Here is a 25,598-nt window from a genome sequence, read left to right on the forward strand (position 1 = left end):
CTCGAAAAGCTCTCGGTGTATCTTTTTTTCTTGACCTAGACCAGTCGGTCTATTACGCTAATGGTCATGAACAAGATATTGCACTCTCAAACTGATACCCGCGAACATCTGTTAGCCACCGGCGAGCACCTGAGCTTACGTCTGGGCTTTAACGGGATGGGACTCAGCCTGCTGCTGACTACCGCTGGCGTACCAAAAGGTTCGTTCTATCATTACTTTAAGTCGAAAGAAGCTTTCGGCGAAGCCATGCTGCAACGCTATTTTGATCGCTACGATACTCAAATGCATAACCTGTTTTCCAATCCGCAGGGGGATCAGCGCCAGCACCTTCTGGGCTATTTTGCTCAGGGAATTGGCAATTTTTGCAACAGTGAGTGCCACAACGCCTGTCTGGCGGTCAAACTTTCTGCTGAAGTGAGCGATTTATCTGAGCCTATGCGCCACGCACTGGATACCGGCACCGCTCGGGTCATCCGTCGCTTACAGGACGCGATTGAAAAAGGCATTGAGGAGAAATCCCTGCGGGTGGTTTTATCCGCATCCGCCACGGCAGAAACGCTCTATGCCCTATGGCTCGGCGCCTCGCTGCGCGCCAAAGTGAAACGCTCCGTCGCCCCACTGACCTGTGCGTTAGAAAGTATCGAATTGCTATTACAACCGACAGCCTGATTTAACAGCCACTCATCTCGCCTGCGAGGTAAGTGTCTTACACAAACACTAGACGACTGGTCTATTATTACAGGAATTATCATGAAGACAGCAAAATTGTTCTCTCCGCTAAAAGTTGGCGCTGTGACGCTGCCAAATCGCGTGTTTATGGCACCGCTGACCCGTTTACGCAGCATGGAACCGGGTGATGTTCCTACGCCGTTAATGGCGGAATACTACGCTCAGCGTGCCAGCGCCGGCCTGATTATTACCGAAGCGACGCAGGTGTCTTTCCAGGCCAAAGGCTATGCGGGCGCACCGGGTCTGCATACTCAGGAACAAATGGAAGCGTGGAAAGAGATTACTCAGGCGGTGCATGATAAAAAGGGTCATATCGCGGTACAACTGTGGCACGTAGGCCGCATTTCACACAGTAGCCTGCAACCGAATCAACAGGCACCGGTCGCCCCTTCGGCTATCGCTGCGGATTCTCGTACCACGGTGCGGGATGAAAACGGTGCTTGGGTGCGCGTTCCTTGCTCAACCCCGCGCGCGCTAGCCTTAGAAGAAATTCCAGGTATTGTGGATGATTTCCGTAAAACCACCGCCAATGCTCGCGAAGCTGGCTTCGATTTCATCGAAATCCACGCTGCTCACGGTTATTTGCTGCATCAATTTATGTCTCCGGCGTCCAACCAACGTACCGATGCCTACGGCGGCAGCATTGAAAATCGCACTCGCCTGACACTGGAAGTGGTAGATGCAACCGCCGCTGAATGGGGCGCGGAGCATATTGGCATCCGCATTTCACCGCTCGGCCCATTCAATGGTCTGGATAACGGGGAAGATCAGGAAGAAGCAGCGCTGTATCTGATCGATGAACTGAACAAACGTAAAATTGCCTACCTGCACATTTCCGAGCCTGACTGGGCGGGGGGTAAGCCTTATTCAGACGCCTTCCGCGACGCCGTGCGCGCTCGTTTCAACGGCGTTATTGTAGGCGCTGGCGCTTACAGCGCTGAAAAAGCTGAAGCGTTGATCGAAAAAGGCTTTATTGACGCCGTTGCCTTTGGCCGCAGTTATATTGCCAACCCGGATCTGGTACAACGTTTGCAGCAGCAAGCGCCCTTGAATACGCCGGACGGTGACACTTTCTATGGCGGCGGCGCTAAAGGTTACACCGATTATCCAACCCTATAATGCCGCGATTTAGCTAAACATCTTAATGCCGGTGAGCGTTTCTCTTACCGGCATTGCTGTATTTAACCGCCATTTGCGATTTCCTCTCGAGCAGCACGCTCATCGATTTACGCCGCGAACGCTGCGCCCCAATGTTAGAGTGTAGAGAAATTTGCCAGCGCTGTGCGGTATTCGCCTGACTGGGCTTATCGGGGTATCTGTGGCGTTCAGGTGACGAGTATCGCGCAACAGCCATGGAAGAAGCTCTGTCGCAACACATAGTATTGGTGTTTGGTTCAAAGAGTATTCAGAGTCGCGACGGACGTTTCCCCAGCCAGATTGCAGAGTGGATGAATCACCGTCTTAACAATTAAACGCCCTGCATGACGGTATGCCCATCCCTTTCCCGACCCGTGGAGTTAGCTGCTGGGGAAGTCATGGGCAAAGACGACGCTGACCGTCTGATGGGGCGCTTAGCGCCCTTTCTTCTTGCGACCGGGCTGGGCAAAACGCTTGCGGGAAGCGGTGTTATCCGCGGGTTTTTCGACGCTTTTCGGGCGGTTAACGCTCGGTTTTTTCGCGGCAGCAGGCTTGGCCTGCGCTTTTTTTGCCGGTTTCTCGTCAGAGGAGGAATTTTCAATCAGCTTGAATAATTCAATCAACTCATCGTCGGTCAAATCTCGCCACTCGCCCTGCGGCAACCCTTTCAGATTGACGTTCATGATGCGAGTACGCTCAAGTTTGGTGACTTCATAGCCAAAATGCTTACACATACGGCGAATCTGGCGGTTAAGCCCCTGCACCAGCGTAATACGGAACACAAAAGGCGCTTCTTTTTTCACTTTGCACTTTTTGGTTACCGTTCCCAACATCGGCACGCCGGCAGCTAAACCAAGAATAAATTCGTCAGTCACCGGTTTGTTAACGGTCACTACGTATTCTTTTTCGTGATCGTTCCCCGCCCGCAGGATTTTATTGACCAAATCGCCGTGATTCGTCAGGAAAATCAACCCTTGGGAATCTTTATCCAGCCGACCGATAGGGAAAACACGTTTGCTGTGATTCACAAAATCAACAATATTGTCGTGCTCGCCGTCTTCCGTAGTACAAATAATGCCAACCGGTTTGTTGAGTGCGATCAGTACCAAATCATCTTCATTACGCGGCTCAATCAGCTGACCGTTAACTTTCACCACATCCCCGACATAAACCTGATCGCCAACTGAGGCTCTCTTGCCGTTAATAAAAACATTTCCCTGTTCGACGTAACGATCGGCGTCGCGACGAGAACAGATGCCGCTCTCGCTAATGTATTTGTTAAGACGAATGGATGAGTTGGTCAGCATAGTTCTTCCGAAAAGGGCGGACTATACCTTATCCGCGCCGGGTTGCGAAGCCTGTAAAGCCCGATAATTTAAATGGTGCAGGCCCCGTCAAGTAGTGCGGTGCCATAAGAAATGTCGATAGTACATAACCAACGTCCGCCCGGTTCATGGCGAAAAACGCAAGTCGCTTATCGGGACGCTGTCACCGATCCTCCCTGTCCGTCAGGAAAATGCAACACCGTTTCGATCATCACCAATGCATCGCCCGATCCTGCAATAACCTGCATTTCGCCCTGCTCAACCACCAGCCGATCCTGAAAATAATCGGAAATAGCAATAAAAGCCCGACGAATATTGTCCGTTCCTCTAGCAATCATGCCGGGTTTCGCCACCAGCGCCGTATCTTCCGCATAGTGCTGCATCAGTGCGTCAAAATCTCGGTTAGAAATCGCCTTATCGCAGGTTTCGATGATTAAGCGTATGGGATGCGTGGTCACGGATTTCGTCCTTATAAAGGCTGAGTATTCCCTTACCTTGGCACCCTTCCGGCATCATAGCTCCGTCAACTACTCGCCTGCAGGACAGCAACATCGCCTGAACGCAAAAATACTGATTACAGCGTAGGCAAAAGAAATATCGGCTGCCCCACCAGGGTAGTGAGCAGGAAGATATTGCTATATCATTGATGACTAAGTTTGATTCATGATGACTTATTATTAATTAATTGATAAAAGAGGTATTTCTATGCGCTTACTTCATACCATGATCCGCGTCGGTGATTTGCAACGTTCCATCGATTTCTACACCAAGGTATTAGGGATGCGCTTACTGCGTACCAGTGAAAATACTGAATATAAATACTCGTTGGCTTTCGTTGGCTACAGCGATGAAAGCCAAGGTTCAGTCATTGAACTGACCTATAACTGGGGCGTAGACAGCTACGAAATGGGCACCGCATTCGGTCATTTGGCGCTGGGCGTAGACGACGTAGCGGCCACCTGTGAGCAAATCCGTCAGGCCGGTGGCAAAGTTACCCGTGAAGCCGGCCCGGTAAAAGGCGGCAACACCGTTATAGCCTTCGTTGAAGATCCCGATGGCTATAAAATCGAGCTGATCGAAAATAAAAGCGCCGGTCAGGGTTTAGGCAATTAATCGAGCTGCCCCGTGCTAAAAGCGCCCGAAAGCAATTTCGGGCCGTTGACGTGCAATAGCCGCGAATAGGAAATAGAAGGTCACTGGCGTTAAATCTGATGAGAGTTCCCGCTCGCACGTTCATACTTGCAGCTAACGCCTTTACTTCCCTGATTTTAGAGCAGGTTTTGATCGCGATCCGGCTTCAACCTTGGCGTCTCCCCCTCTTCTGATGATTCCTCCTGCATCGCGCGGAAAAGTTTGACATAATGCGCGCAATATTCGAATGAAGATAAGAAACTAATGGCAGAAAAAAGTGATGTTAACGCCCTGAGTGGCCGTTTTCGTGGGTATTACCCGGTAGTAATCGACGTCGAAACCGCCGGATTTAATGCCAAAACCGACGCATTGTTAGAAATTGCTGCGGTAACCTTACAAATGGATCAGGACGGTTGGCTAAAGCGGGATGAAACTCTGCATTTCCACGTTGAACCTTTTGAAGGCGCTAATTTGCAGCCTGAAGCGCTGGCGTTTAACGGCATCGACCCAACCAATCCGCTGCGCGGCGCCGTGCGGGAATATGATGCATTACACGCCATTTTTAAAGCCGTGCGCAAAGGGCTGAAAGATCATGGCTGTAATCGCGCTATCATCGTGGCTCACAATGCCAATTTCGATCATAGCTTTGTGATGGAAGCCGCCGAGCGTGCCAAACTGAAACGCAACCCTTTCCACCCTTTTGCCACCTTTGATACCGCCGCCCTCAGCGGTTTAGTATTAGGGCAAACCGTGTTGGCTAAAGCCTGCCTGACTGCGGGAATTCCCTTTGATAGCTCACAGGCGCATTCCGCACTGTATGACACAGAACAAACCGCAGAACTCTTCTGCGAATTGGTTAACCGCTGGAAACGCTTAGGCGGCTGGCCGCTGGCTATCGCTGACGAATCTTGAGTACAACGGCTCCTTCCCCGAGACGAACGCCCGACTAACCGTCAACTGCCTCTTTAAACGAGGCAGTTTTGCGCGGATTGATTCAATATCAAACGCTCATCGCTTTAATCAATTCGAGCCAAATTCTCTTCGCTTTTTTGTTTGCTATGACTTATCCAGATGACTCAATAGATTATCTCTATTACATTCAGTATCCATAAAAATTTTAATTTTTTCTACTCACTTTATATCCGCTACTAGAAATATTTTATTTAATCTATTAAATATCGCTTTAAAATAAATAAAACTCACATATGGAATAACAAAAAAATATCAAATTAGAACTCATAAATTAGATCAAAAAATGATGGAAATAAGAAAAGAATTAAAAGTCACCACCACAACATCACAAACAAAGATCCCTCCTAGACAACAAAATAATAGCGTGATAATTTTGGCGGGATATTATTCATTAAGATAGCAGGATGTTATTCATATAAGTTAATACAATACATCACACAGATAGCATTCTTGATATCAACTAAAACAGCTCCAACGCCAATAAAGCGCAGTACAGTGAACTCAAGCCGGTTACAACTACAGCGCAGATGCACCACAACCTGTGGAACTCCGTAGTCTTACGGTCATAAACGTTTCTTCACGAGGAGGCATACGTAAGCAGGATATATGCTGGGAAATAGTGATAATTAATCAATGAATAAATCTGTGGAAATCATACTGGCAATACCAAAACAATAATCAATTGGCGCCGAGAATAGTAAAAACACGATTACCTCAGCGTGACTCAATATCTTGAAGAAACATTAACCAATAGAATTCACCTCTACCGGGTGATTTTTATTTCCCTGATACGACACAGTTAATCTATTTAATGGATCATTTAATTCTATGGATAAAAAACATATTAAAAATCAGATTTTCTCATGCAATGAGACAACGGCAATAACCCACTCCCCTTTAGCTAAAATATCGGCGTTTATTATTCTTACCTGCGGCGTTTCTGGCAGCACCTCCGTTCTGGCCGAATACGCGGAATTGGTTAGCGGTGATCAGGTTGTTAGAACAGGAGATGTTATTGATTCAGGCGATCGGCAAGCAGTGGAAAATGGCGGTAAAAGCCAAGACGCGACAATAAATCAACGGGGCGTACAAATTGTTCGCAAACACGGTACAACATATGGAACGACTATAAATAAGGATGGAGTCCAGAGCCTGTATGGCAATGGAATCGCCGACTTCACCACCATTAATCCCGGTGGAGAACAAGAGATTGGGTTCAGAGGTCTGGCTAAAAAAACCAAAATAAACGGCGGCACACAAACAATCCATGATGCGGGATTTTCCGCATATGCGGTGATCGAGCAAGATGGAACGCAGTCTATCCAAAATGAAGGGTTAGCCTACGGTACGACCATTGAAAGCGGAAATCAGCATGTGGCAAAAGGAGGTACAGCCGCTCACAGCACGGTAAAAGGCCGCGGCAGACTGAACGTAAGCGCCGGTGGCCGGCTTACGGGTAAAACACTCATCCTTGAACAGGGAACGTTAAACTTTACAGCCGAAAGCTCAGAGGATGTTTTACGCAATGACGGGCAACTGATATTTCAACGCGATGATTACACTCTGGATTTTGGCTTAGGCGGGAGCGGCTCCAGCGCTGTGGTACAAAATAGTCCCGGCAACACATTAACCCTGACCCAACCGAGCCACTACTTCTCGGAAACAATAATCAAGCAAGGTACCGTTAAAGCCGCAGAAAAACATGTACTCAGCCCAAACTCTCAGTTTGCAATCCATTCTAATGCGACTCTGGACTTAGGCGGTTTTGATCAAAAGCTTATCGCCCTAAATAATAACGGGACAGTCAATTTCGGCCATTCAGATAAAAGGGGGACGACATTAATCGTCACCGGTGACTACAGCAGTCACTTTGGTCTGTTGCACATGAACGCGACGTTGGCAGGCGACAGCTCCCTTGGCGATAAGCTTATTGTGGAAGGTAATACGTCAGGCCATACGTACGTACAGGTGAACAATCTGGGCGGCAGTGGCGCAAAAACGCTTAATGGCATTGAGTTAATTACTGTAGCGGGCATGTCTGACGGTGTATTTGTTAAAAACAGCCGTATTGTGGCAGGCAGTTATGAATATGACTTACACAGAGGTTCGGGGGATAACCAATCGAATTGGTATCTCAGTAGCAACATGACTGATGACCATACGATAGGAGTCGACGACGTCGAAGCTGAAGAAAGTAGCCTCGATACCCCGCTGGCCCCCATTCCCACACTCACCGATGACGATGAGCTAATCGATGACAATGAGCTAACGCACGAAGAGCCAGAAACAAGCAGCCCAGACACCCCGCACGTTGTCGATCCTGAAATAAGTGTCTCTGAAATAAATGATAATGATATTGACGCATTACCTATCACAGATCCGGAAATAAACAATCCCAATACCACTCCCGTGTCAGAGATACCCAGCATTCCCGCCGGGTCTGATGCAGATCCTGATGTGGATACGAATGTCATGACCTTACGCCCGGAAGCCGCAGCCTACGGCGCCAATCTGTCTGCAGCGAATAATCTGTTTATAACGAGTCTGAATGACCGTTTAGGCGAAACACACTACACAGACGTACATACGGGAGAACGGAGAGCCACCAGCATGTGGCTGCGTAATGAAGGCGGACACCAACGCACCCGCGAATCGCAGGGGCAACTGAGCAGCCTGACTAATCGCTATGTTGTGCAACTGGGAGGCGATATTGCCCAATGGAGTGATAATGCCTGGGGGCATTTCCGGTTGGGGATTATGGCTGGTTACGGCAACAGCAAAAGTAAAACCGAATCCCGAGTCTCCGGTTATAACGCTCGTTCCTCCATCGACGGCTATAGCACCGGTTTATACAGCACTTGGTATGCCAACAGCGAAGAAAAAAGCGGTTTGTATTTAGACAGTTGGGTCCAATATAGCTGGTTTAACAACAGTATTAGCGGGCAGGAACTGGCAACCGAAAGGTACAAATCCAAAGGTCTGACCGCATCAGTGGAAAGCGGTTATACCTTCAAGCTCGCGGGAAACATGGCCAGAAATGCCGCGTACTTTATTCAGCCCAAAGCACAAATGATCTGGATGGGCGTCAAAGCCGATGAACACAAAGAGGAAAACGGCAGCTATATATCCGGTGTCGGTCAGGGGAACATCCAAACCCGTCTGGGGGTGAAAGCCTTTATGAACGGCTACAGCGATTTGGATAAAGGTAACAATAGGATTTTCCAACCTTTTATCGAAGCCACCTGGCTCCACAATACCAAAAGCTTCGGTACGACCTTGGATAGCATGACGGTACAACAGAGTGGAACAGCCAATATTGGCGAGCTGAAATTGGGCGTTGAAGGTCACATCAGTGAAAAGCTTGGCCTGTGGGGGAATGTTGGCCAGCAGATAGGTGGACAGGGATATAGCGATACCGCCGTCATTTTAGGCGTCAAATATCAATTTTGATCCATGAGTCACTCATCAACATTCTGGTAATCAAACCAATATCGGTTGTTCAGTATAGAACTCTCTAATCAGCGGCAATAAAAATGGGTGGCCTTGGCCACCCATTTTTTACGTTCTAACTTATCAGATAATCGCGCGCTTATTCAGCCGCCTGATCTTCCTGTGAACGGTATTTGTCAGCGGTTTCTTTTAATAATTGCTGCAATTCGCCACGTTGATACATTTCGATCATAATGTCGCAGCCGCCGATTAACTCACCGTCGACCCACAGCTGTGGGAAAGTTGGCCAGTTAGCGTATTTTGGCATTTCAGCGCGAATATCCGGGTTTTGCAGGATATCCACATAGGCAAAACGTTCACCACAGGCAGACAGCGCCTGTACGGCCTGAGCGGAAAAACCGCAGCTAGGCAATTTAGGCGAGCCTTTCATGTACAGCAGGATTGGGTTCTCTGCTACCTGGCGCTGAATTTTTTCAATCGTTGTCATCTCTTGCTTCCTCAAGCCATATTATGGCTAACACTGACGTCATTGCGCTTAGCCGTAATAACAATCTATTTGTTGCGTTCAGGTTATTGTAACGACTGTGGCGCCCCGAATAAAACGCCATTTTTTGCAGGGTTTTATCACATCGCGCCTATCTGAATAGGCTCCGCTACATAAATACTCATTGAGAATAACATTTTTACTTCAGCAAATTCAGGAATATCTTTTATAGCCCCCGATTCCAGGATGAAAGCTAACACTATGACAAATGGTTATTTATGACGCATTAGCTGCATAAAAAGGCGGCAATTGACAAGCCATTAACGTTTTCTCACAAAATCTATTAGAATCATATAGCTCTCCGCTTTTTTATACGGCGAGTTTCAGCAATACTGTGAGTCTTCCATCATCCATTTCAGGGTCAAGGTTGGTAGCGTTATTATGCGTTTATTCTTCACGCTCTTTGTGCTGCTGTTTACCCAGCTATTTTTAAATCTGGCACATGCTTCGCCGCAGGCGCGCGTATCTGCCGACCAGAAAAAAAGCCATGTGAGTCAGGCTAGCCCTGACGATCGCAAAAAACGGAAAGTCGATAATAAAAGCAGCAGTAAGAAAGTTAAGCCAGTGACCCAAATTAAAAAGAAAGTTACGGCTAAAACCGCGGCTAAATCGACGACGGGTAAAGTAAGCAAAACCAAAACAACCGCCAACGCGAAAACCTTAACCCAAAAGAAAAGCGTTACGGCTAAAAAAAACGTTACCCGTAAAGAAACGAAAGTGGCTTATGGGCGACATCGAAATAGCACGAGCAAAAAAGCAGCGGCAGAATTACTCGCGAATAACAAACTAAAACTCAGTCCGGCACATAAAAAGCGCTATCAGCACGCCAAACAGACGGCGATGAGTAAGCTGATGAAACAAGTTGGGAAACCCTATCGCTGGGGGGGATCTTCGCCGAATACCGGGTTTGACTGTAGCGGACTCATTTATTATGCCTACAAAGATGTGGTCAGAATAAAAATGCCGCGCACCGCGAATGAAATGTACCACCTGCGCGATGCCGCGCCGGTTAAACGCGCAGAGCTGGAAAGTGGCGATCTGGTGTTCTTCAATATTGCTAATCGCGGCGTCGCCGATCACGTTGGAGTTTATTTAGGCAACGGGAAATTTATCCAGTCTCCGCGTACCGGCGAAGAAATTCGCATCAGTATGTTAGATAACGATTACTGGCAAGGCCATTACGTTGGGGCGCGCCGCGTCGTGACCCCTAAAACTATTCGCTAAAACTATTTGCTAAACGTACTCGTTAAAATCATGCTCTCAAACTTTCGCTCCGCCGGTTTATTGGCCGTCGGAGCGTTTCTACCCGGCTCTCAGCCCCTGTGTTCCACCAATCGAATAACCCATCGCCAATCACTTTAACTCTGTGTGGTTAAACCTGGTTTTCCAGTGGGAAATTGATAATATTGATACCCATAACAACTATATGACAATTATTTATCCGCTCGTCGCCACCGGGATCGCCCTGGCGCATCCGGTGATTTGATGGGCAAACACCCTGAGTCATCCCGAAAGGAGAAAGCAATGTCTTTTGAATTACCTGCACTGCCTTATGCAAAGAACGCCCTTGAGCCTCATATCTCGGCAGAAACGCTGGATTATCACTACGGCAAGCACCACAACACCTACGTGGTAAACCTGAATAATTTGATTAAAGATACCGAGTTTGCTGGTCAATCGCTGGAAGAGATCGTAAAAACCTCCACTGGCGGTATCTTCAATAACGCCGCTCAAGTATGGAATCACACCTTCTACTGGAACTGCCTGGCGCCAAACGCCGGTGGCGAACCGAAGGGCGCAGTAGCCGAAGCGATCGCCGCATCTTTTGGGTCTTTCGCGGAGTTCAAACAACAGTTTACCGATGCTGCCGTGAAAAACTTTGGCGCGGGTTGGACCTGGCTGGTGAAAAAACCGGACGGCTCGCTGGCGATCGTGAGCACTTCTAATGCAGCAACGCCGCTAACCACTTCGGATAAACCATTGCTGACTGTCGATGTGTGGGAGCACGCTTACTATATCGATTACCGCAATGCGCGGCCGACTTATCTGGAAAACTTCTGGGCGCTGGTTAACTGGGCGTTCGTAGAGAAAAATCTGGCCTGATTAGCTGGCTAATATCAAGGGCGGATAACGGCTCCGCCCTTCTCGCTCAAAATCCGTACAGTTCTAAAACAGTCAGGGTTTAGTTCATTACCGCTGTAAAGCTAAAGATCATAATCACTGCCAACGAACCAATAGTAGTAATCAATGACATTTTCAGATCAGTATCCATATAAACTCCTCAGTCGGTTAATTTGGGTGGATAAAGGCACATAGTTAGTGTGTAAAACGATTTTCCCACAGTTCGAGAATAAAATCTTGTTATCATTACTCACTTTATAACGTTGATTAGATCTTTCACTTTTTCTTTAAATCGGCCAAAATCCGCAGTTCATTACTGCGTACCGACCAATAACGCCTAAAAACCCCTTTCAGACTAGCGCGCTGACGAAAATAACCAGCGGAACTGATGATATCTGTCTGAAAGGGTTCGAACAACGCAGGCAAACGATTAACATAATACTTACCTGCTGTAACAGGTCAGTTTAGGAGTCATTCTTTTTATGGCAACGATTAAAGATGTGGCCAAACGCGCGGGCGTTTCCACCACCACCGTTTCGCACGTCATCAATAAAACACGTTTCGTCGCCGAAGACACCAAGGCCGCCGTGTGGGCCGCCATTAAAGAGCTGCACTATTCGCCCAGTGCCGTCGCACGAAGCCTGAAAGTCAATCACACTAAATCGATTGGTTTGCTAGCCACTTCCAGCGAAGCACCCTATTTTGCGGAAGTGATCGAAGCGGTAGAAAATAGCTGCTATAGCAAAGGCTATACGCTGATTTTGTGTAACTCTCATAATAATCTGGATAAGCAGAAAGCGTATCTGGCTATGCTGGCGCAAAAACGCGTCGACGGTTTGCTGGTAATGTGTTCCGAGTATCCAGAGCAACTGTTGGGCATGCTGGAAGATTATCGCAATATTCCGATGGTAGTCATGGATTGGGGCACCGCGCGCGGCGATTTTACCGACTCCATTATTGATAATGCCTTTGAAGGCGGTTATTTGGCTGGCCGTTATCTGATTGAACGCGGTCATCGCGATATTGGAGCCATTCCGGGGCAACTGGCTCGCAATACTGGCGGTGGGCGTCATCAGGGCTTTATCAAAGCGTTGGAAGAAGCCAATATTAAACTGCGTGATGAATGGGTGGTTCAAGGGGATTTTGAACCGGAATCCGGTTATAAAGCCATGCATCAAATCCTAACGCAGAAACATCGCCCAACCGCGGTATTCTGCGGCGGCGATATTATGGCTATGGGCGCTATTTGTGCTGCCGATGAATTAGGTTTACGCGTTCCGCAGGATATTTCGGTGATCGGATATGACAATGTGCGAAATGCGCGCTATTTCTCACCGGCACTGACCACTATTCATCAGCCAAAAGAACGTTTGGGCGAAAGCGCCTTTGCAATGTTGCTGGATCGCATTGTCAGCAAACGTGAAGATCCCCAAACCATTGAAGTACATCCAAAACTGGTTGAACGCCGTTCTGTTGCTGATGGTCCTTTCCGCGATTATCGTCGTTAAAACCGCTGTGGGAAGCCGTTTAGCCCGTTGAAACGGCTTCCCGCGTGTTTTCTACACCGTCCCCCGCTCGCAGCCATTCGGCATTCAGCGTTTCCGTATCCCCAAGGTACTCCAGCAGCCACGCCATAGCGGGCGAATGGTTGTTTTGCTCCCAGCTCAGGCAGCAAGGGCTATCTGGCAAGGGCTGAGCCAGCGTAATAATCACCAGTTTCCCCTGTTTGGCCAGCGGCTCGACGCGATGCGCCGGAACCATACCAATACATAATCCGTCACACAGACAGTCAATGCCCGTTTGCCAATCCGGTGCCACCAGCCGTCGCTGGTTGTCCAGCGTCCAGGTATCGCGCTTCGGCAGATTACGGGCAGTGTCCTCAATGCAGAGCGAAGGGTAAGGCCGCAGCTGATCGTCGGTCAAAGGGCCGCTCTGAGATGCCAGCGGATGAGTGGCACTGACCACGCAGTGCCAGTTCATAAACCCCATATCACGGAAGGTAAAGCGCCCACCGACTGGCACCGCACGCGTCGCACCAATAGCCACATCGGCACGACCATCCGCCAGCGCATCCCACACGCCGTTGAATACCTCAAAATGCACCCGCAGTTCGATATCGGGGAAATGACGATAAAAATCCAGCACCAACTGACGGCTGCGTAACGGCTTCACAATAATGTCGATAGCAATATCCAGATGGCCGCGCCAACCGTTAGCGACCTGCTGACATTGACGACGCGTATCAATCATTTTTTTGATAACAGTTCGCGCTTCTTTAATAAACAGCGCTCCCGCTGCCGTCAGTTCCACATCGCGGTGTCGTCGTTCAAACAGTGGCACTGCCAGCCATGTCTCGAGTTGTCTGACCGTATAGCTGACGGCAGAAGGCACGCGATGCAGTTCTTGTGCAGCAGCGCTAAAACTACCGGTTCTGGCAACCGCATCAACCACTTCCAATGAATATTCCGACCACATTGCCTTGCCTTCAATTATTTTCACACCAGTATGCAAATATTACCGTTTCACAGGGGAATAGCCAGCCGGATAGAATGCCCCCCGCATTAATTCTCCTGCAAAGATAACCTGCTTTCGGATTGTAGCCAGGCGGCAACGCCGCGAATCCCAAGGAACCGAGCCACTAAGTGACTGGGGTGAGCGAAGGTAGCCAACACCGCTGCGGTTCGAAAGATAACGGGTATACAGATAAACGAGATAAATAACGAAAATGAAAACATCCACTAGCTTTATGTTCTACCTCGCCGGTCTGAGCATGTTGGGATACCTTGCCACGGATATGTACTTACCCGCTTTTGGCGCCATGCAACAAGATTTGCAGGCTTCGGCTGGCTCGATCAGCGCCAGTTTGAGCATTTTTCTCGCCGGATTTGCCATTGCACAATTAGTCTGGGGACCTTTATCCGATAAATTGGGGCGGAAACCTGTGTTGTTGCTCGGTTTAAGTCTGTTTGCCTTCGGCTGTTTGGGAATGGTTTGGGTGCAAACGCCGGTACAACTGTTAGCATTGCGTCTGGTTCAGGCCGTGGGAGTTTGTTCCGCTGCGGTGACCTGGCAAGCGCTGGTGATTGACCGTTATCGCGATGGCAAGGCCAATCGGGTCTTCGCCACTATTATGCCTTTGGTCGCCCTTTCTCCTGCGTTAGCACCCCTGCTTGGCGCCTGGTTACTGAACCACTTTAGCTGGCGCGCCATTTTCGTGGTGCTATTGGCGATTACTCTGCTGCTGTTGATTCCGACTGCTTTATTAAAAGAAAAGCAAAAGAATGCGCAAAGTAGTGAGAGCGAGAAAGATAATCTTAACTTCTGGCAGATTATTAAATCGCCGCTATTCAGCGGAAACGTGATGATTTTCGCTGCTTGCAGCGCTGGTTTCTTTGCCTGGCTAACCGGCTCACCCTTTATTTTGGGCGATATGGGCTATAGCCCGAATGTGATTGGCCTGAGCTACGTCCCGCAAACCCTGGCTTTCTTGCTGGGTGGTTACGGCTGTCGCAGCGCACTGAATTACATGAAAGGCAATACTCTATTACCGTGGCTTCTGGTTGGTTACGCTTTAAGCATGATCGCCCTGTATCTGGTGGCGACCCTAACAGAACCTAACCTGCTGACTTTATTAATTCCATTCTGCGTGATGGCGCTGGTCAACGGTGCCTGTTACCCGATTGTGGTGTCAAATGCATTAATTCCTTTTCCCAATAACACCGGGAAGGCCGCCGCATTGCAGAATACCCTACAGCTGGGAACCTGTTTTATTGCCAGCATGTTGGTGTCAGCCTTTATTACTCAACCGTTATTAGCCACCGTGACCGTCATGGTGTTGACGGTATTATTTGCAGCGCTGGGTTATTTCATACATTTATATGCCACAAATAAGGATGACTCTGATAATCAAAGAGAATTAATCTCAGAGAGTCATCATTCCTAAGGGAAATTATTACAGCCTTTCTAACGCGCCGAGACAGATTTATTATTGAGAAACCTTTCCGGCGCGCCTATACTCGATCCCAGTTATAAATAAAGCCGTTAGAAAAAAGTCATATTAGTTTCATATTTTGTACACGTTGATCGCGTTACATTTATCCTTAAGGATGAGTGAACCTAGTGCCAAACGCAGTAGATTTACTTCTTAATCTTCCTCTGTCCGTAGTTGGATATCAGACACCAAGGTAGCCAATACCTATTCGGTATGCGCCTGCAATTTTTTCGTTTATTGCGGGACATCAGTCAGAAGAAAGTGATGGAGAAACTATGAGTTCATCCTGTATAGAAGACCAAAGTATTCAAGAAAATCCGTGGTATCGCATTGTGAATGAAATGTTGAGCCAGGCCGATATTGAAATCAATGGTTCAAGACCTTTCGATATTCAGGTTCATAATCCTGATTTCTTTAAGCGCGCATTGCAGCAAGGCTCGCTGGGACTCGGGGAAAGTTATATGGACGGATGGTGGGACTGTGAACGACTGGACATTTTTTTCCAGCGCGTGCTACGAGCCGGTCTGGAAAAGAAACTCCCCCGCCATTTCAAAGATACCTTACGCGTCGCAACCGCCCGCCTGACTAACCTGCAATCGAAAAAACGCGCCTGGATCGTCGGCAAAGAACATTACGATCTCGGTAACGATCTGTTTAGCAGAATGCTAGACAGCCACATGCAATATTCCTGCGGATACTGGAAAGACGCCGCCAATCTGGAACAAGCGCAGGAACATAAACTGCGCATGATCTGTGAAAAACTGCGGCTGAAACCCGGCATGAAACTGCTGGATATCGGCTGTGGCTGGGGGGGATTATCCGCTTTTGCCGCCCGTCATTATGGCGTTTCCGTTCAGGGCGTCACCATTTCTGCCGAACAGCAAAAACTGGCGCAAGAGCGCTGCGCCGGACTGGATGTCACTATCCTGCTGCAAGACTATCGAGATTTGCATCAACAGTTTGACCGCATTGTTTCCGTCGGTATGTTCGAACACGTTGGGCCAAAGAACTATCCAACCTATTTTGAAGTCGTCGAACGCAATCTAAAACCCGATGGTCTGTTCTTGCTGCATACTATTGGCGCGAACCGTAGCAATCTGAGCGTTGATCCGTGGATTGACCGCTATATCTTCCCTAACGGCTGCCTGCCTTCGATTCGACAAATTGCCGACGCCAGCGAGTCGCGGCTCATTATGGAAGACTGGCACAATTTTGGCGCTGACTATGATCGCACGCTGATGGCGTGGTACGAAAAATTCCGCGCCGCGTGGCCAGTTTTGTCTGAAAAATACTCGGAACGATTTGAGAGAATGTTCAGCTATTACCTGAATGCCTGCGCCGGTGCGTTCCGCGTCAGAGATATTCAGCTATGGCAGGTATTGTTTAGCCCGCGCGGCGTTGATGGCGGTCTCCGCGTTCCTCGCTAACGTCTGATTCACGGGATCAAAAAAAGGGATACGGCCAAGGCTGTTATCCCTTTTCTTTTTTTCAGGCCGATTAAAGCAGCATTTGCTCCACAGCGCGGCGCTTGCTTCGATTCAGCGCTGTAATGTTAAGATTGCGCTTTAGCCGCCATGTCACTGGCCAAATGCGCCGCCGCGCCGGCGATATCCCGCTGAGCCAATATACGTTCTACCGTTTCGACCACCGCCTGGGTTTGCGGATCGATTTCAATATTGACGGTCTGCCCCAAACGTTTTTTGCCCAAAGTGGTGCGTTCCAGCGTTTCCGGAATCAAATGCACGCAGAAACGTTTCCCTTCTACTTCGCCAATGGTCAGGCTGATGCCGTCGATACCGATAAAGCCTTTGTGCAACACGTATTTCATCAAATCTTCACTTGGCATACGGAACCATATCTGGCGATTATTTTCAGACGTGTAGATTTTGGCAATCTCGGCGGTGCAGGTAATGTGGCCAGACATCAGGTGCCCACCAATTTCATCGCTGAATTTAGCCGCGCGCTCCAGATTCACCATATCGCCAACCTGTAGCTGACCCAAATTGGTAATGCGCAGCGTTTCTTTAATCAAATCAAAGCTGACCAAATCGCCTTCCACCTTGGTCACCGTGAGGCAGCAACCGTTGTGAGACACAGATGCGCCTAAAGCCAGCTCTGGCAACATATCCGTAGGGAATTTGATGACGTGGGTGCGAAAATTGGCCTTTTCATCGATGGCCACAACTGGCGCGGTGGCCTTAACAATACCAGTAAACATAGGCAATGCCTCTTATTCGTTATCTATAGCGAGGAAAATTATCTTGATTGACCTCAGTTTGCCCTAGAAAAACCGGAAAACCAATTCGCGAAAGGTAAAAATCTGCAAGGTTATCTACTTCGTTGATAATAAGTTACAAATGATTGCTTAAGCTTTTAGAGACGGTACAATATTTGCCCTCAAGGACGATATTTTATCATCGTAACTATTAGCCTGCTTAATCCCAACATTATTAGAAAGGTGTGTACTTGCAAAAGTATCTAACAGAAGTCCGCTGCTTATTAGCGCTGGCTATTCCGGTGGTGATCGCCTCGGTATCCCAAACTGCCATGGGGGTGGTCGATACTATTATGGCCGGCTCGGTCAGTGCCACCGACATGGCGGCCGTCGCCGTCGGTACCTCAATCTGGCTCCCCGTTATCCTGTTCGGTCACGGCCTGCTCTTGGCATTAACGCCAACCGTAGCTCAATTAAATGGCTCAGGTCGCCGTGACCAAATCGCTCATCAGATTCGCCAGGGCTTTTGGCTGGCGTCGATATTATCGGTGCTGATTATGACTCTGCTGTATCACAGCGACCATGTCATCACCCGAATGCATAACATCGATCCGGTCATGGCAGAAAAAGCCGTGGGCTTCTTGCACGCGATTCTGTGGGGCGCGCCGGGTTATCTGTTCTTCCAGGTTTTGCGTAATCAGTGTGAGGGATTATCCAAAACCAAACCGGGGATGGTGATTGGTTTTCTTGGCCTGCTGGTCAATATCCCCATCAACTACATCTTCATCTACGGTAAGTTTGGCGCACCGGCGCTGGGTGGCGTGGGCTGTGGCGTGGCGACCGCCAGCGTGTACTGGGTGATGTTCCTGATGATGCGTTGGTATGTGACCAAAGCCCGTTCACAGCAGGATATCAAGCTGGAAAAAGGCTTCGCACCACCGGATTGGCATGTAATGAAACGCCTGAGCGGCCTCGGTTTGCCGATTGCTCTGGCGCTGTTTTTTGAAGTGACGCTTTTTGCCGTCGTGGCGCTGTTGGTCTCCCCCTTGGGGATTGTGCCGGTAGCTGGACATCAGATCGCACTTAACTTCAGCTCACTAATGTTTATGTTACCCATGTCTCTCAGCGTAGCGGCAACGATTCGCGTAGGACATCGTTTGGGCGAAGGCTCTGTTGCAGCCGCGCAGGTTTCGGCTTATACCGCCATCGCCGTCGGCCTGTGTCTGGCGATGATGACGGCGATATCGACCGTGATATTCCGCGAACAAATCGCCCTGCTCTACAACAAATCGCCGGAAGTGGTGATTATGGCGTCTCATCTGATGCTACTGGCGGCAATTTATCAGCTGTCTGACGCGGTACAAGTGATCGGCAGCGGCGTACTTCGCGGCTATAAAGATACCCGTTCTATCTTCTTTATCACCTTTACATCTTATTGGGTGTTAGGTTTGCCGAGCGGCTATATTCTGGCCCTGACCGATTATGTGGTCCCGGCGATGGGGCCAAGCGGTTTCTGGACCGGTTTCATTATCGGTCTGACCGCTGCGGCGATTCTGATGACATTGCGAATTCGTTGGCTGCAAAGGCAACCCGCCGAGTTTATTTTGCAGCGTGCCGCACATTAAACTCGTCGCAGTTATGATTCGGGAAATAAAGTTCTAAAAAAACCTGCGCCGGGTTATTCCGCCCGGTGCAGGAAAATCCGAATCAAAGCTGGAGAAAAAAACGTCGCAATGAGCGAAAGCTCAGCAATCGCGTGAAATTACGAATAAAATTGCGTTTTTCTCCTTGCCAGAGGACGGGCTGCCCGTTAATATTCGTCCCCGCCGTCACCTTTGATGGCCGGTAATAATCGATGCGTCCGTAGCTCAGTTGGTTAGAGCACCACCTTGACATGGTGGGGGTCGGTGGTTCGAGTCCACTCGGACGCACCAACATTATTATCAAGCATTGGCAGTAGATTGAATGATATGCGTCCGTAGCTCAGTTGGTTAGAGCACCACCTTGACATGGTGGGGGTCGGTGGTTCGAGTCCACTCGGACGCACCAAATTATCAAGCATTGGCAGTAGATTGAATGATATGCGTCCGTAGCTCAGTTGGTTAGAGCACCACCTTGACATGGTGGGGGTCGGTGGTTCGAGTCCACTCGGACGCACCAAATCTTGATTCTTACCGCGCTTTCTCATTCATTCTTCTCATTCTCAACCGCTATTCTCATGACCCGCAAAATGCTTCAATTCGTTTTTCCAAGTTCCTGACGATCCAGCGCATTCACCTCGATTTTATTCGCTGTATAGCCCCTAATGTCACATAAAATTTACACTCTGTATGCTTAATCACTGACTGTTGCGCAACAAATCGCGCCGAGCGCCTCAGTTTGCGCTACATTTGCGTGATTTTTATCAAAACTGGTGATGAGAATTTGATTTTCATTTCATTTCCGGTCACTTACGCCGTATAATACGAACCGTCGTTTCAGTTGAATGGTTTCAGCATCTTGATCTATAGATACGCTAAAAAAATACAACTCCTCAATTGGCTGTCGCAGACAGGCCCAGCGCGAAGTCCTGCGCAAAAGTTTTCCGCTCGATCTCTTCAACTGTCACCTATTCTTAGTATTGTTTCATTACACCAGACACGCCCCACATTCCGTTCCGTCAGCCTAGCTGGCGGATTCTTTCGCTTTTTATCCATCACAACTTGTAGAAAAATCCGTCATGAAAAAGACTAAAATTGTTTGTACTATCGGGCCAAAAACCGAGTCTGAAGAAATGTTGACCAACCTGCTGAAAGCAGGAATGAACGTCATGCGTTTGAACTTCTCCCACGGTGACTATGCTGAGCACGGTCAACGTATCAAAAATATCCGTGCGGTTATGGAGAAAACCGGTCTGAAAGCGGGCATCCTGCTGGACACCAAAGGCCCGGAAATCCGCACCATGAAACTGGAAGGCGGTAAAGACGTGGCGCTGGTTGCTGGCCAGACCTTCACCTTCACCACTGACCAGAGCGTGATTGGTAACAACCAAACTGTCGCCGTTACCTACGCTGGCTTCGCCGCTGACCTGAAAATCGGTAACACCGTGCTGGTTGATGACGGTTTGATCGGTATGGAAGTGATTGAAGTCACTGAAAGCACTGTCGTTTGTAAAGTACTGAACAACGGCGATCTGGGCGAAAACAAAGGCGTTAACCTGCCGGGCGTTTCCATCCAACTGCCTGCACTGGCTGAAAAAGACAAAGGCGACCTGATCTTTGGTTGTGAGCAAGGCGTTGACTTCGTTGCGGCTTCCTTTATTCGTAAACGTTCTGACGTGCTGGAAATCCGTGAGCACCTGAAAGCCCACGGCGGCGAACACATTCAGATCATCTCCAAAATTGAAAACCAGGAAGGCCTGAATAACTTCGACGAAATTCTGGAAGCGTCTGACGGTATCATGGTTGCTCGTGGCGACCTGGGCGTTGAAATCCCGGTTGAAGAAGTTATCTTCGCGCAGAAGATGATGATCGAGAAATGTAACCGCGCGCGTAAAGTGGTCATCACCGCCACCCAAATGCTCGATTCCATGATCAAAAACCCGCGCCCTACCCGCGCAGAAGCCGGCGACGTAGCTAACGCCATTCTGGACGGTACCGACGCAGTGATGCTGTCCGGTGAAAGCGCCAAGGGTAAATACCCGCTGGAGTCCGTGAGCATCATGGCGACCATCTGTGAGCGTACAGATCGCGTTATGCCTAGCCGCATCGAATCACTGAACGACAACCGCAAAATGCGTATCACCGAAGCCGTTTGCCGTGGTGCAGTTGAAACCGCAGAGAAACTGGGTGCTCCGTTGATCGTCGTTGCAACCGGCGGCGGCAAGTCAGCCAAGTCGGTACGTAAATACTTCCCAACCGCGACTATTCTGGCGCTGACCACCAATGAAGTGACTGCGCGTCAGTTAATTCTGACCAAAGGCGTTATCCCTTCCGTCGTGAAAGAAATTGCTTCTACCGATGATTTCTACCGTATTGGTAAAGAAGCGGCATTGGCAAGCGGTCTGGCGCAGAAAGGTGACGTAGTCGTGATGGTTTCTGGTGCACTGGTACCAAGCGGCACGACCAATACTTCTTCAGTACACGTTCTTTAATCCAACTCGGGTTGTTCTGCTGAATATATTTAAACGCCGCTTATTACAGCGGCGTTTTTCTTTTATCTTTTTGTTCCCGTCCTTTCTCAAAAAACATTTAATCCCACCCCGGTTACAGGCTGTTTTATAAATAAGACTTGTCCCATGGAGTACATTGGTTTTGTTTTTATTTTTTAACGATTTTTTAAAACCAGACGCTTCTTTGAGCGAACGATCAAAATAAAGCTCATTAACATAAAAAATTTATTCTCTTTCGAAAAAAGTTTGTGTAATACTTGTATCGCTACATGGAGATTAACTTAATCTAGAGGGTGTTAATAATGAATCGTACTAAACTTGTACTGGGCGCGGTAATTCTGGCTTCTACTATGCTGGCTGGTTGTTCAAGCAATGCTAAAATTGATCAACTGTCTTCAGACGTTCAGACTCTGAACGCTAAAGTTGACCAACTGAGCAACGACGTGAACGCAATCCGTTCTGACGTTCAAGCAGCTAAAGACGATGCAGCACGTGCTAACCAACGTCTGGACAACCAAGCTCACGCTTACAAGAAGTAATATTACTTCAATGAAAAATGGCGCACATTGTGCGCCATTTTTTTTACCCCGAACAATCCCCTCACCTTCGTCATTTGCACTTTATCCTTATCCGGTAAGTCGATTTATTTATCTGCTGGAACAATGAAAGCATCCTTGCTTTCATCTTGTCCCGCAACGTCGAGGCGTTTATTTGCGGTGATTAGTGGGACTCAGAATAGATTGGGCCTGGCTGAGTAAGCTTAGGGATAGTCTGTTCTTCAGCCTGTGACGCTTCCAGAGGGGCTACAGCAGCCGGAGCGGCATCAGAGGCTACCATTCCTTTGCTGGCTAATACTGGCATCCCAGAACGGCGTACAATCGCACTTTCAACCACTGCGGTATCTGTCTCGCCATCGGCCATAAAGGCTTTCACACCGGCACTCAGCGCGATTGGCATGGTTTGCGGATCGTCATTGTCTGTACGGGACAGCGGCTGGTGAACTTCTACGTAGCGTTTACCGTCCGGTTCAACAGAATATTTGATCGGCTCATTGATAATCTGTACGCGGGTGCCTTTAGGTACCGAGTTGAACAGCGCCTGAATATCGTCAGGACGCAGACGGATACAGCCAGAGCTAACGCGCATGCCGATACCGAAGTTAGCGTTGGTACCGTGAATCAGGTACTCACCGGCACCGGCAGACAGACGCATCGCAAACAGACCCATAGGATTTTCCGGACCGGCAGGAACAACGGCCGGTAAAGTCACGCCTTGCGCCAGATAGTGCTTACGAATATTCGCCGTTGGCGTCCAGGTTGGATTCGGGATTTTCTGACTGACGGAGGTCGTCATAATTGGGGTGTTACGCCCTAACTGGCCGATACCGATTGGATAAACGATGACTTTATCCTGACCTTTTGGATAGTAGTACAGACGCAGTTCTGCCAGGTTAATCACAATGCCTTCACGCGGGGTGTCTGGCAGTATCATTTGCGTTGGAATGGTTAACACTGAACCCGGCTTAGGTAAGTACGGATCGGTGCCTGGGTTGGCTTCCAGCATACCCAATAGACCGATTTTATAATCGGCAGCAATAGCCTCCAGCGGACGGCCATCGTTTGGAACGGTAAAGGTAGTATTTTCACCAATAAGACGACTATTGGCCGGTGGCAGAGGATATTCAGTTGCATTGGCCGCAGTGATACTGCCTGCCATACAGGTGGCGAATAACATACCTATCAAAGTTAATGCACGTTTCATGCTTAGTTCCTACATCACTTCTTCAAATTCGGTTTATACGGCGAGCTAGTTCGTGTGATTTTCATAGCCAATAATTGGCAAAACTATACTAACAGTAATGATTCTAAAGGCAATTTATTTCTCTAAAAATCAAGGTGTTAGAAATTAATTTTTCTTTGCCTTTTTCGCCCCCCAGACAAGATTTAACCTGCTGAAATATCACCGTTTTAACACTGTGACTGACTTCGCAAAAATATTTTTATAACAATTATGGGTGAATAGATTAATAAATGATTAAGAAGGTTCTGAGAGGCAGACACGCTGCCTCGGAAGAAAGGTCACTCAGACTAATAATGATGCTTTATTACGAATTGCGCGAATCATTGCTTCCAATCCCTGGGATCGAGATGGCGTTAAATGCTGGCTTAGAGCCAAATCGGCAAAATAAGGGCGAACGTCCAGATCGATAATTTGCTGCGGAGTTAACCCCTGATACAGAATAAAGACGACCGCAACTAACCCTTTTACGATGGTCGCATCGCTGTCACCGGCAAAATGAATAGTGCCCTGCTCGGTCAAGGTCATGCTGATCCACACCTGGCTCTGGCAGCCGCTAATCAGGTTTTCTGGCTGGCGCTCGGTGTCGCTCAACGGCGGCAACATAGCGCCCAATTCGATCACGTACAGGTATTTTTCTTCCCAATTATGGCAGCGGGAAAAATTGCGAATCAATTTTTGCTTATCTGGCAACGTGGCCATGGAGAGGCTTCCTAATACGGTAAAAAATAAAGCTGACCAAGACGCTAGCCAGCTTTGATAACGGCAACGCTCTGACCAACAGGCGCTGCGGAGTTTGGCTTTACTTAGCCTAGCAAACGCTTGACCCGTTGTAACCCCGCCACCAGCCGGTTGATATCCTCTCGGCTGGTATAAACCGCCAGAGAAGCGCGGCACATGCTCGGCACGCCGTAGTGCTGCATCAATGGCATCGCACAGTGATGGCCGGTACGAATGGCAATCCCGTACTGATCGAGAAAACTTCCTACGTCAAAGGCATGATGTTGCCCCAGATTAAAGGCAATGACTCCCGCCCGTGACGCTGGACCGTACATGATTACCCCTTCAACCTGCTGCAGTGCTTCGACGGCGTAGGCCATCAGCTCATGCTCGTAGCGCTGTATGTTATCCAGCCCCAGTTCGCTCAGGTAGCTCATTGCCGCGCCTAACCCCATCATACCCGCGGTGTTCGGCGATCCGGCCTCAAAGCGCCCCGGCGCATCAGCGTAGGTGGTTCCTTCGGTCAGGCTGACGGTTTTAATCATCGCCCCACCGCCTTCCCACGGCGGCATTTGCTGCAACAGTTCGCTTTTTCCGTACAGAATACCAATACCGGTCGGTCCATACAGTTTGTGGCCGGAGAAAGCATAAAAATCACAGCCCAGTTTCTGTACGTCCACCGCCTGATGCATCACCGCCTGAGCGCCGTCCACCAGCACCAGCAAACCGGCGGCCTTGGCCGTTGCCACGATTTGCTCAATCGGGTTAACCGTACCCAATACGTTGGAAACGTGAGTCATGGCCAGCAAACGAGTCGTATCATCGATCAGGTGCGGTAGAACGCTCAGATCCAATTCGCCGCTCGCGGTAATCGGCCAGACGCGAATTTCAATGCCGCGCTCCTGAGCCAGCATCTGCCAGGGAACGATATTCGCGTGATGCTCCATTTCGGTGATGATAATACTGTCACCAGCTTTGAGGAAATGTCGCCCGTAGCTGTTCGCCACCAGATTAATAGCTTCGGTGGTACCTTTCACAAAAACGATTTCATCCGGCGAGTTGGCATGGATAAATTCTGCCGCATGGCAGCGGACTTGTTCCATCGCCTGAGTCGCCTCAGCGCTGAGGGTGTGAATTCCCCGATGCACCGCCGCATAGCCGCTGCGGTAAAACTCTAGCTCGCGCTCAATCACCGCATTGGGTTTCTGCGCGCTAGCCGCGCTGTCCAGATAGGCCAGCGGCTGGCCGTTGACTTCCCGGGCAAGCAATGGAAAATCGGCGCGAATGCGTTCCAGCGGGTAACTCATAGTTGTTCT

At 49.0% G+C, this 25,598-nt stretch carries 21 protein-coding genes, 3 tRNA genes and 1 pseudogene; 16 read left to right on the top strand and 9 right to left on the bottom strand.

Features of this window, described 5'->3' with window-relative positions:
- Positions 1-66 precede the first annotated feature (66 nt).
- Positions 67-669, top strand: a complete 603-nt coding sequence (locus tag DBA33_RS03430; RefSeq protein WP_064518278.1) for a TetR/AcrR family transcriptional regulator — start codon at positions 67-69, stop codon at positions 667-669.
- Between the two features lie 81 nt (positions 670-750).
- Complete coding sequence (locus DBA33_RS03435; RefSeq protein ID WP_064513955.1) at positions 751-1,848, top strand: alkene reductase; 1,098 nt, start codon at positions 751-753, stop codon at positions 1,846-1,848.
- A 452-nt stretch (positions 1,849-2,300) separates the two neighbouring features.
- Here DBA33_RS03435 and rluF read toward each other — a convergent pair whose 3' ends face one another.
- Positions 2,301-3,173 carry a 23S rRNA pseudouridine(2604) synthase RluF gene (rluF, locus tag DBA33_RS03440; RefSeq protein ID WP_120805551.1) on the bottom strand — a complete coding sequence of 291 codons (873 nt, stop codon included), beginning with the start codon at positions 3,171-3,173 and terminating at the stop codon, positions 2,301-2,303.
- Between the two features lie 68 nt (positions 3,174-3,241).
- Positions 3,242-3,649, bottom strand: a pseudogene (locus DBA33_RS03445) (nuclear transport factor 2 family protein).
- A 247-nt stretch (positions 3,650-3,896) separates the two neighbouring features.
- Here DBA33_RS03445 and gloA point away from each other — a divergent pair.
- From gloA to DBA33_RS03460, 3 genes are all read left to right on the top strand, one after another.
- Positions 3,897-4,304 (top strand): lactoylglutathione lyase, encoded by a 408-nt coding sequence (gloA, locus tag DBA33_RS03450; RefSeq protein ID WP_064513957.1) that lies wholly within the window; start codon positions 3,897-3,899, stop codon positions 4,302-4,304.
- A 282-nt stretch (positions 4,305-4,586) separates the two neighbouring features.
- Positions 4,587-5,234: a ribonuclease T gene (gene rnt / locus DBA33_RS03455; RefSeq protein WP_064513959.1), complete on the top strand. Its 648-nt coding sequence runs from the start codon at positions 4,587-4,589 to the stop codon at positions 5,232-5,234.
- Between the two features lie 888 nt (positions 5,235-6,122).
- Positions 6,123-8,744, top strand: coding sequence for an autotransporter outer membrane beta-barrel domain-containing protein (locus tag DBA33_RS03460; protein WP_120805553.1), 2,622 nt, complete (start codon positions 6,123-6,125; stop codon positions 8,742-8,744).
- 139 nt (positions 8,745-8,883) lie between these two features.
- Here DBA33_RS03460 and DBA33_RS03465 read toward each other — a convergent pair whose 3' ends face one another.
- The gene (locus tag DBA33_RS03465) at positions 8,884-9,231 is read right to left on the bottom strand and encodes a Grx4 family monothiol glutaredoxin (protein WP_049600144.1); all 348 of its coding nucleotides are present in this window, start codon (positions 9,229-9,231) and stop codon (positions 8,884-8,886) included.
- 438 nt (positions 9,232-9,669) lie between these two features.
- Here DBA33_RS03465 and DBA33_RS03470 point away from each other — a divergent pair, with 438 nt between their 5' ends.
- On the top strand, positions 9,670-10,512 hold the full coding sequence (locus DBA33_RS03470) for a C40 family peptidase (protein ID WP_064513966.1): 843 nt from the start codon (positions 9,670-9,672) through the stop codon (positions 10,510-10,512).
- Between the two features lie 300 nt (positions 10,513-10,812).
- A complete protein-coding gene (gene sodB, locus DBA33_RS03475; protein ID WP_064513968.1) occupies positions 10,813-11,391 on the top strand; it encodes a superoxide dismutase [Fe] in 579 nt (192 codons plus the stop codon).
- Between the two features lie 79 nt (positions 11,392-11,470).
- On the opposite strand, the gene DBA33_RS03480 is transcribed toward sodB, so the two are convergent.
- Positions 11,471-11,560, bottom strand: a complete 90-nt coding sequence (locus tag DBA33_RS03480; RefSeq protein WP_120805555.1) for a YnhF family membrane protein — start codon at positions 11,558-11,560, stop codon at positions 11,471-11,473.
- Between the two features lie 331 nt (positions 11,561-11,891).
- On the opposite strand from DBA33_RS03480, the gene purR reads away from it, so the two are divergent.
- Positions 11,892-12,917, top strand: a complete 1,026-nt coding sequence (gene purR, locus DBA33_RS03485) for an HTH-type transcriptional repressor PurR (protein ID WP_049600138.1) — start codon at positions 11,892-11,894, stop codon at positions 12,915-12,917.
- Positions 12,918-12,936: 19 nt separating this feature from the next.
- Here the strand turns inward: purR and punR are convergent, their stop codons facing one another.
- Complete coding sequence (gene punR, locus DBA33_RS03490) at positions 12,937-13,884, bottom strand: DNA-binding transcriptional activator PunR (protein ID WP_064513970.1); 948 nt, start codon at positions 13,882-13,884, stop codon at positions 12,937-12,939.
- Between the two features lie 250 nt (positions 13,885-14,134).
- Between punR and punC the strand changes: the two genes are divergently transcribed.
- The gene (gene punC, locus DBA33_RS03495; protein ID WP_064513972.1) at positions 14,135-15,352 is read left to right on the top strand and encodes a purine nucleoside transporter PunC; all 1,218 of its coding nucleotides are present in this window, start codon (positions 14,135-14,137) and stop codon (positions 15,350-15,352) included.
- Between the two features lie 323 nt (positions 15,353-15,675).
- Positions 15,676-16,827, top strand: a complete 1,152-nt coding sequence (cfa, locus tag DBA33_RS03500) for a cyclopropane fatty acyl phospholipid synthase (RefSeq protein WP_064513974.1) — start codon at positions 15,676-15,678, stop codon at positions 16,825-16,827.
- Between the two features lie 125 nt (positions 16,828-16,952).
- Here cfa and DBA33_RS03505 read toward each other — a convergent pair whose 3' ends face one another.
- A complete protein-coding gene (locus DBA33_RS03505; RefSeq protein WP_064513976.1) occupies positions 16,953-17,618 on the bottom strand; it encodes a riboflavin synthase in 666 nt (221 codons plus the stop codon).
- Positions 17,619-17,866: 248 nt separating this feature from the next.
- Between DBA33_RS03505 and DBA33_RS03510 the strand changes: the two genes are divergently transcribed.
- The 6 genes from DBA33_RS03510 (at position 17,867) to DBA33_RS03535 (ending at position 22,304) form a co-directional block, all read left to right on the top strand.
- Positions 17,867-19,240, top strand: a complete 1,374-nt coding sequence (locus DBA33_RS03510) for an MATE family efflux transporter (RefSeq protein WP_064513978.1) — start codon at positions 17,867-17,869, stop codon at positions 19,238-19,240.
- Positions 19,241-19,472: 232 nt separating this feature from the next.
- A tRNA-Val gene (locus DBA33_RS03515) sits at positions 19,473-19,549 on the top strand.
- 38 nt (positions 19,550-19,587) lie between these two features.
- Positions 19,588-19,664, top strand: a tRNA-Val gene (locus tag DBA33_RS03520).
- A 34-nt stretch (positions 19,665-19,698) separates the two neighbouring features.
- Positions 19,699-19,775: transfer RNA gene (locus DBA33_RS03525), tRNA-Val, on the top strand.
- A 559-nt stretch (positions 19,776-20,334) separates the two neighbouring features.
- Entirely contained in the window at positions 20,335-21,747 is a 1,413-nt protein-coding gene (gene pykF / locus DBA33_RS03530) for a pyruvate kinase PykF (protein WP_049600123.1), read from the top strand.
- A gap of 320 nt (positions 21,748-22,067) precedes the next feature.
- On the top strand, positions 22,068-22,304 hold the full coding sequence (locus tag DBA33_RS03535; protein WP_005165631.1) for a major outer membrane lipoprotein: 237 nt from the start codon (positions 22,068-22,070) through the stop codon (positions 22,302-22,304).
- A 181-nt stretch (positions 22,305-22,485) separates the two neighbouring features.
- Here DBA33_RS03535 and DBA33_RS03540 read toward each other — a convergent pair whose 3' ends face one another.
- The 3 genes from DBA33_RS03540 to sufS form a co-directional block, all read right to left on the bottom strand.
- Positions 22,486-23,526: a L,D-transpeptidase family protein gene (locus tag DBA33_RS03540; RefSeq protein WP_064513980.1), complete on the bottom strand. Its 1,041-nt coding sequence runs from the start codon at positions 23,524-23,526 to the stop codon at positions 22,486-22,488.
- Between the two features lie 321 nt (positions 23,527-23,847).
- Positions 23,848-24,264, bottom strand: a complete 417-nt coding sequence (gene sufE / locus DBA33_RS03545; RefSeq protein WP_120805557.1) for a cysteine desulfuration protein SufE — start codon at positions 24,262-24,264, stop codon at positions 23,848-23,850.
- 104 nt (positions 24,265-24,368) lie between these two features.
- On the bottom strand, positions 24,369-25,589 hold the full coding sequence (gene sufS, locus DBA33_RS03550) for a cysteine desulfurase SufS (protein ID WP_120805559.1): 1,221 nt from the start codon (positions 25,587-25,589) through the stop codon (positions 24,369-24,371).
- Positions 25,590-25,598 lie beyond the last annotated feature (9 nt).

The organism is Yersinia sp. IP36721, from assembly GCF_003634395.1.
GTDB classification, from domain to species: domain Bacteria; phylum Pseudomonadota; class Gammaproteobacteria; order Enterobacterales; family Enterobacteriaceae; genus Yersinia; species Yersinia entomophaga.

Coding starts and splice junctions, on each gene's coding strand:
- DBA33_RS03430 (WP_064518278.1), top strand. CDS start 67: ATGAACAAGATATTGCACTCTCAAACTGATACCCGCGAACATCTGTTA.
- DBA33_RS03435 (WP_064513955.1), top strand. CDS start 751: ATGAAGACAGCAAAATTGTTCTCTCCGCTAAAAGTTGGCGCTGTGACG.
- rluF (WP_120805551.1), bottom strand. CDS start 3,173: ATGCTGACCAACTCATCCATTCGTCTTAACAAATACATTAGCGAGAGC.
- gloA (WP_064513957.1), top strand. CDS start 3,897: ATGCGCTTACTTCATACCATGATCCGCGTCGGTGATTTGCAACGTTCC.
- rnt (WP_064513959.1), top strand. CDS start 4,587: ATGGCAGAAAAAAGTGATGTTAACGCCCTGAGTGGCCGTTTTCGTGGG.
- DBA33_RS03460 (WP_120805553.1), top strand. CDS start 6,123: ATGGATAAAAAACATATTAAAAATCAGATTTTCTCATGCAATGAGACA.
- DBA33_RS03465 (WP_049600144.1), bottom strand. CDS start 9,231: ATGACAACGATTGAAAAAATTCAGCGCCAGGTAGCAGAGAACCCAATC.
- DBA33_RS03470 (WP_064513966.1), top strand. CDS start 9,670: ATGCGTTTATTCTTCACGCTCTTTGTGCTGCTGTTTACCCAGCTATTT.
- sodB (WP_064513968.1), top strand. CDS start 10,813: ATGTCTTTTGAATTACCTGCACTGCCTTATGCAAAGAACGCCCTTGAG.
- DBA33_RS03480 (WP_120805555.1), bottom strand. CDS start 11,560: ATGGATACTGATCTGAAAATGTCATTGATTACTACTATTGGTTCGTTG.
- purR (WP_049600138.1), top strand. CDS start 11,892: ATGGCAACGATTAAAGATGTGGCCAAACGCGCGGGCGTTTCCACCACC.
- punR (WP_064513970.1), bottom strand. CDS start 13,884: ATGTGGTCGGAATATTCATTGGAAGTGGTTGATGCGGTTGCCAGAACC.
- punC (WP_064513972.1), top strand. CDS start 14,135: ATGAAAACATCCACTAGCTTTATGTTCTACCTCGCCGGTCTGAGCATG.
- cfa (WP_064513974.1), top strand. CDS start 15,676: ATGAGTTCATCCTGTATAGAAGACCAAAGTATTCAAGAAAATCCGTGG.
- DBA33_RS03505 (WP_064513976.1), bottom strand. CDS start 17,618: ATGTTTACTGGTATTGTTAAGGCCACCGCGCCAGTTGTGGCCATCGAT.
- pykF (WP_049600123.1), top strand. CDS start 20,335: ATGAAAAAGACTAAAATTGTTTGTACTATCGGGCCAAAAACCGAGTCT.
- DBA33_RS03535 (WP_005165631.1), top strand. CDS start 22,068: ATGAATCGTACTAAACTTGTACTGGGCGCGGTAATTCTGGCTTCTACT.
- DBA33_RS03540 (WP_064513980.1), bottom strand. CDS start 23,526: ATGAAACGTGCATTAACTTTGATAGGTATGTTATTCGCCACCTGTATG.
- sufE (WP_120805557.1), bottom strand. CDS start 24,264: ATGGCCACGTTGCCAGATAAGCAAAAATTGATTCGCAATTTTTCCCGC.
- sufS (WP_120805559.1), bottom strand. CDS start 25,589: ATGAGTTACCCGCTGGAACGCATTCGCGCCGATTTTCCATTGCTTGCC.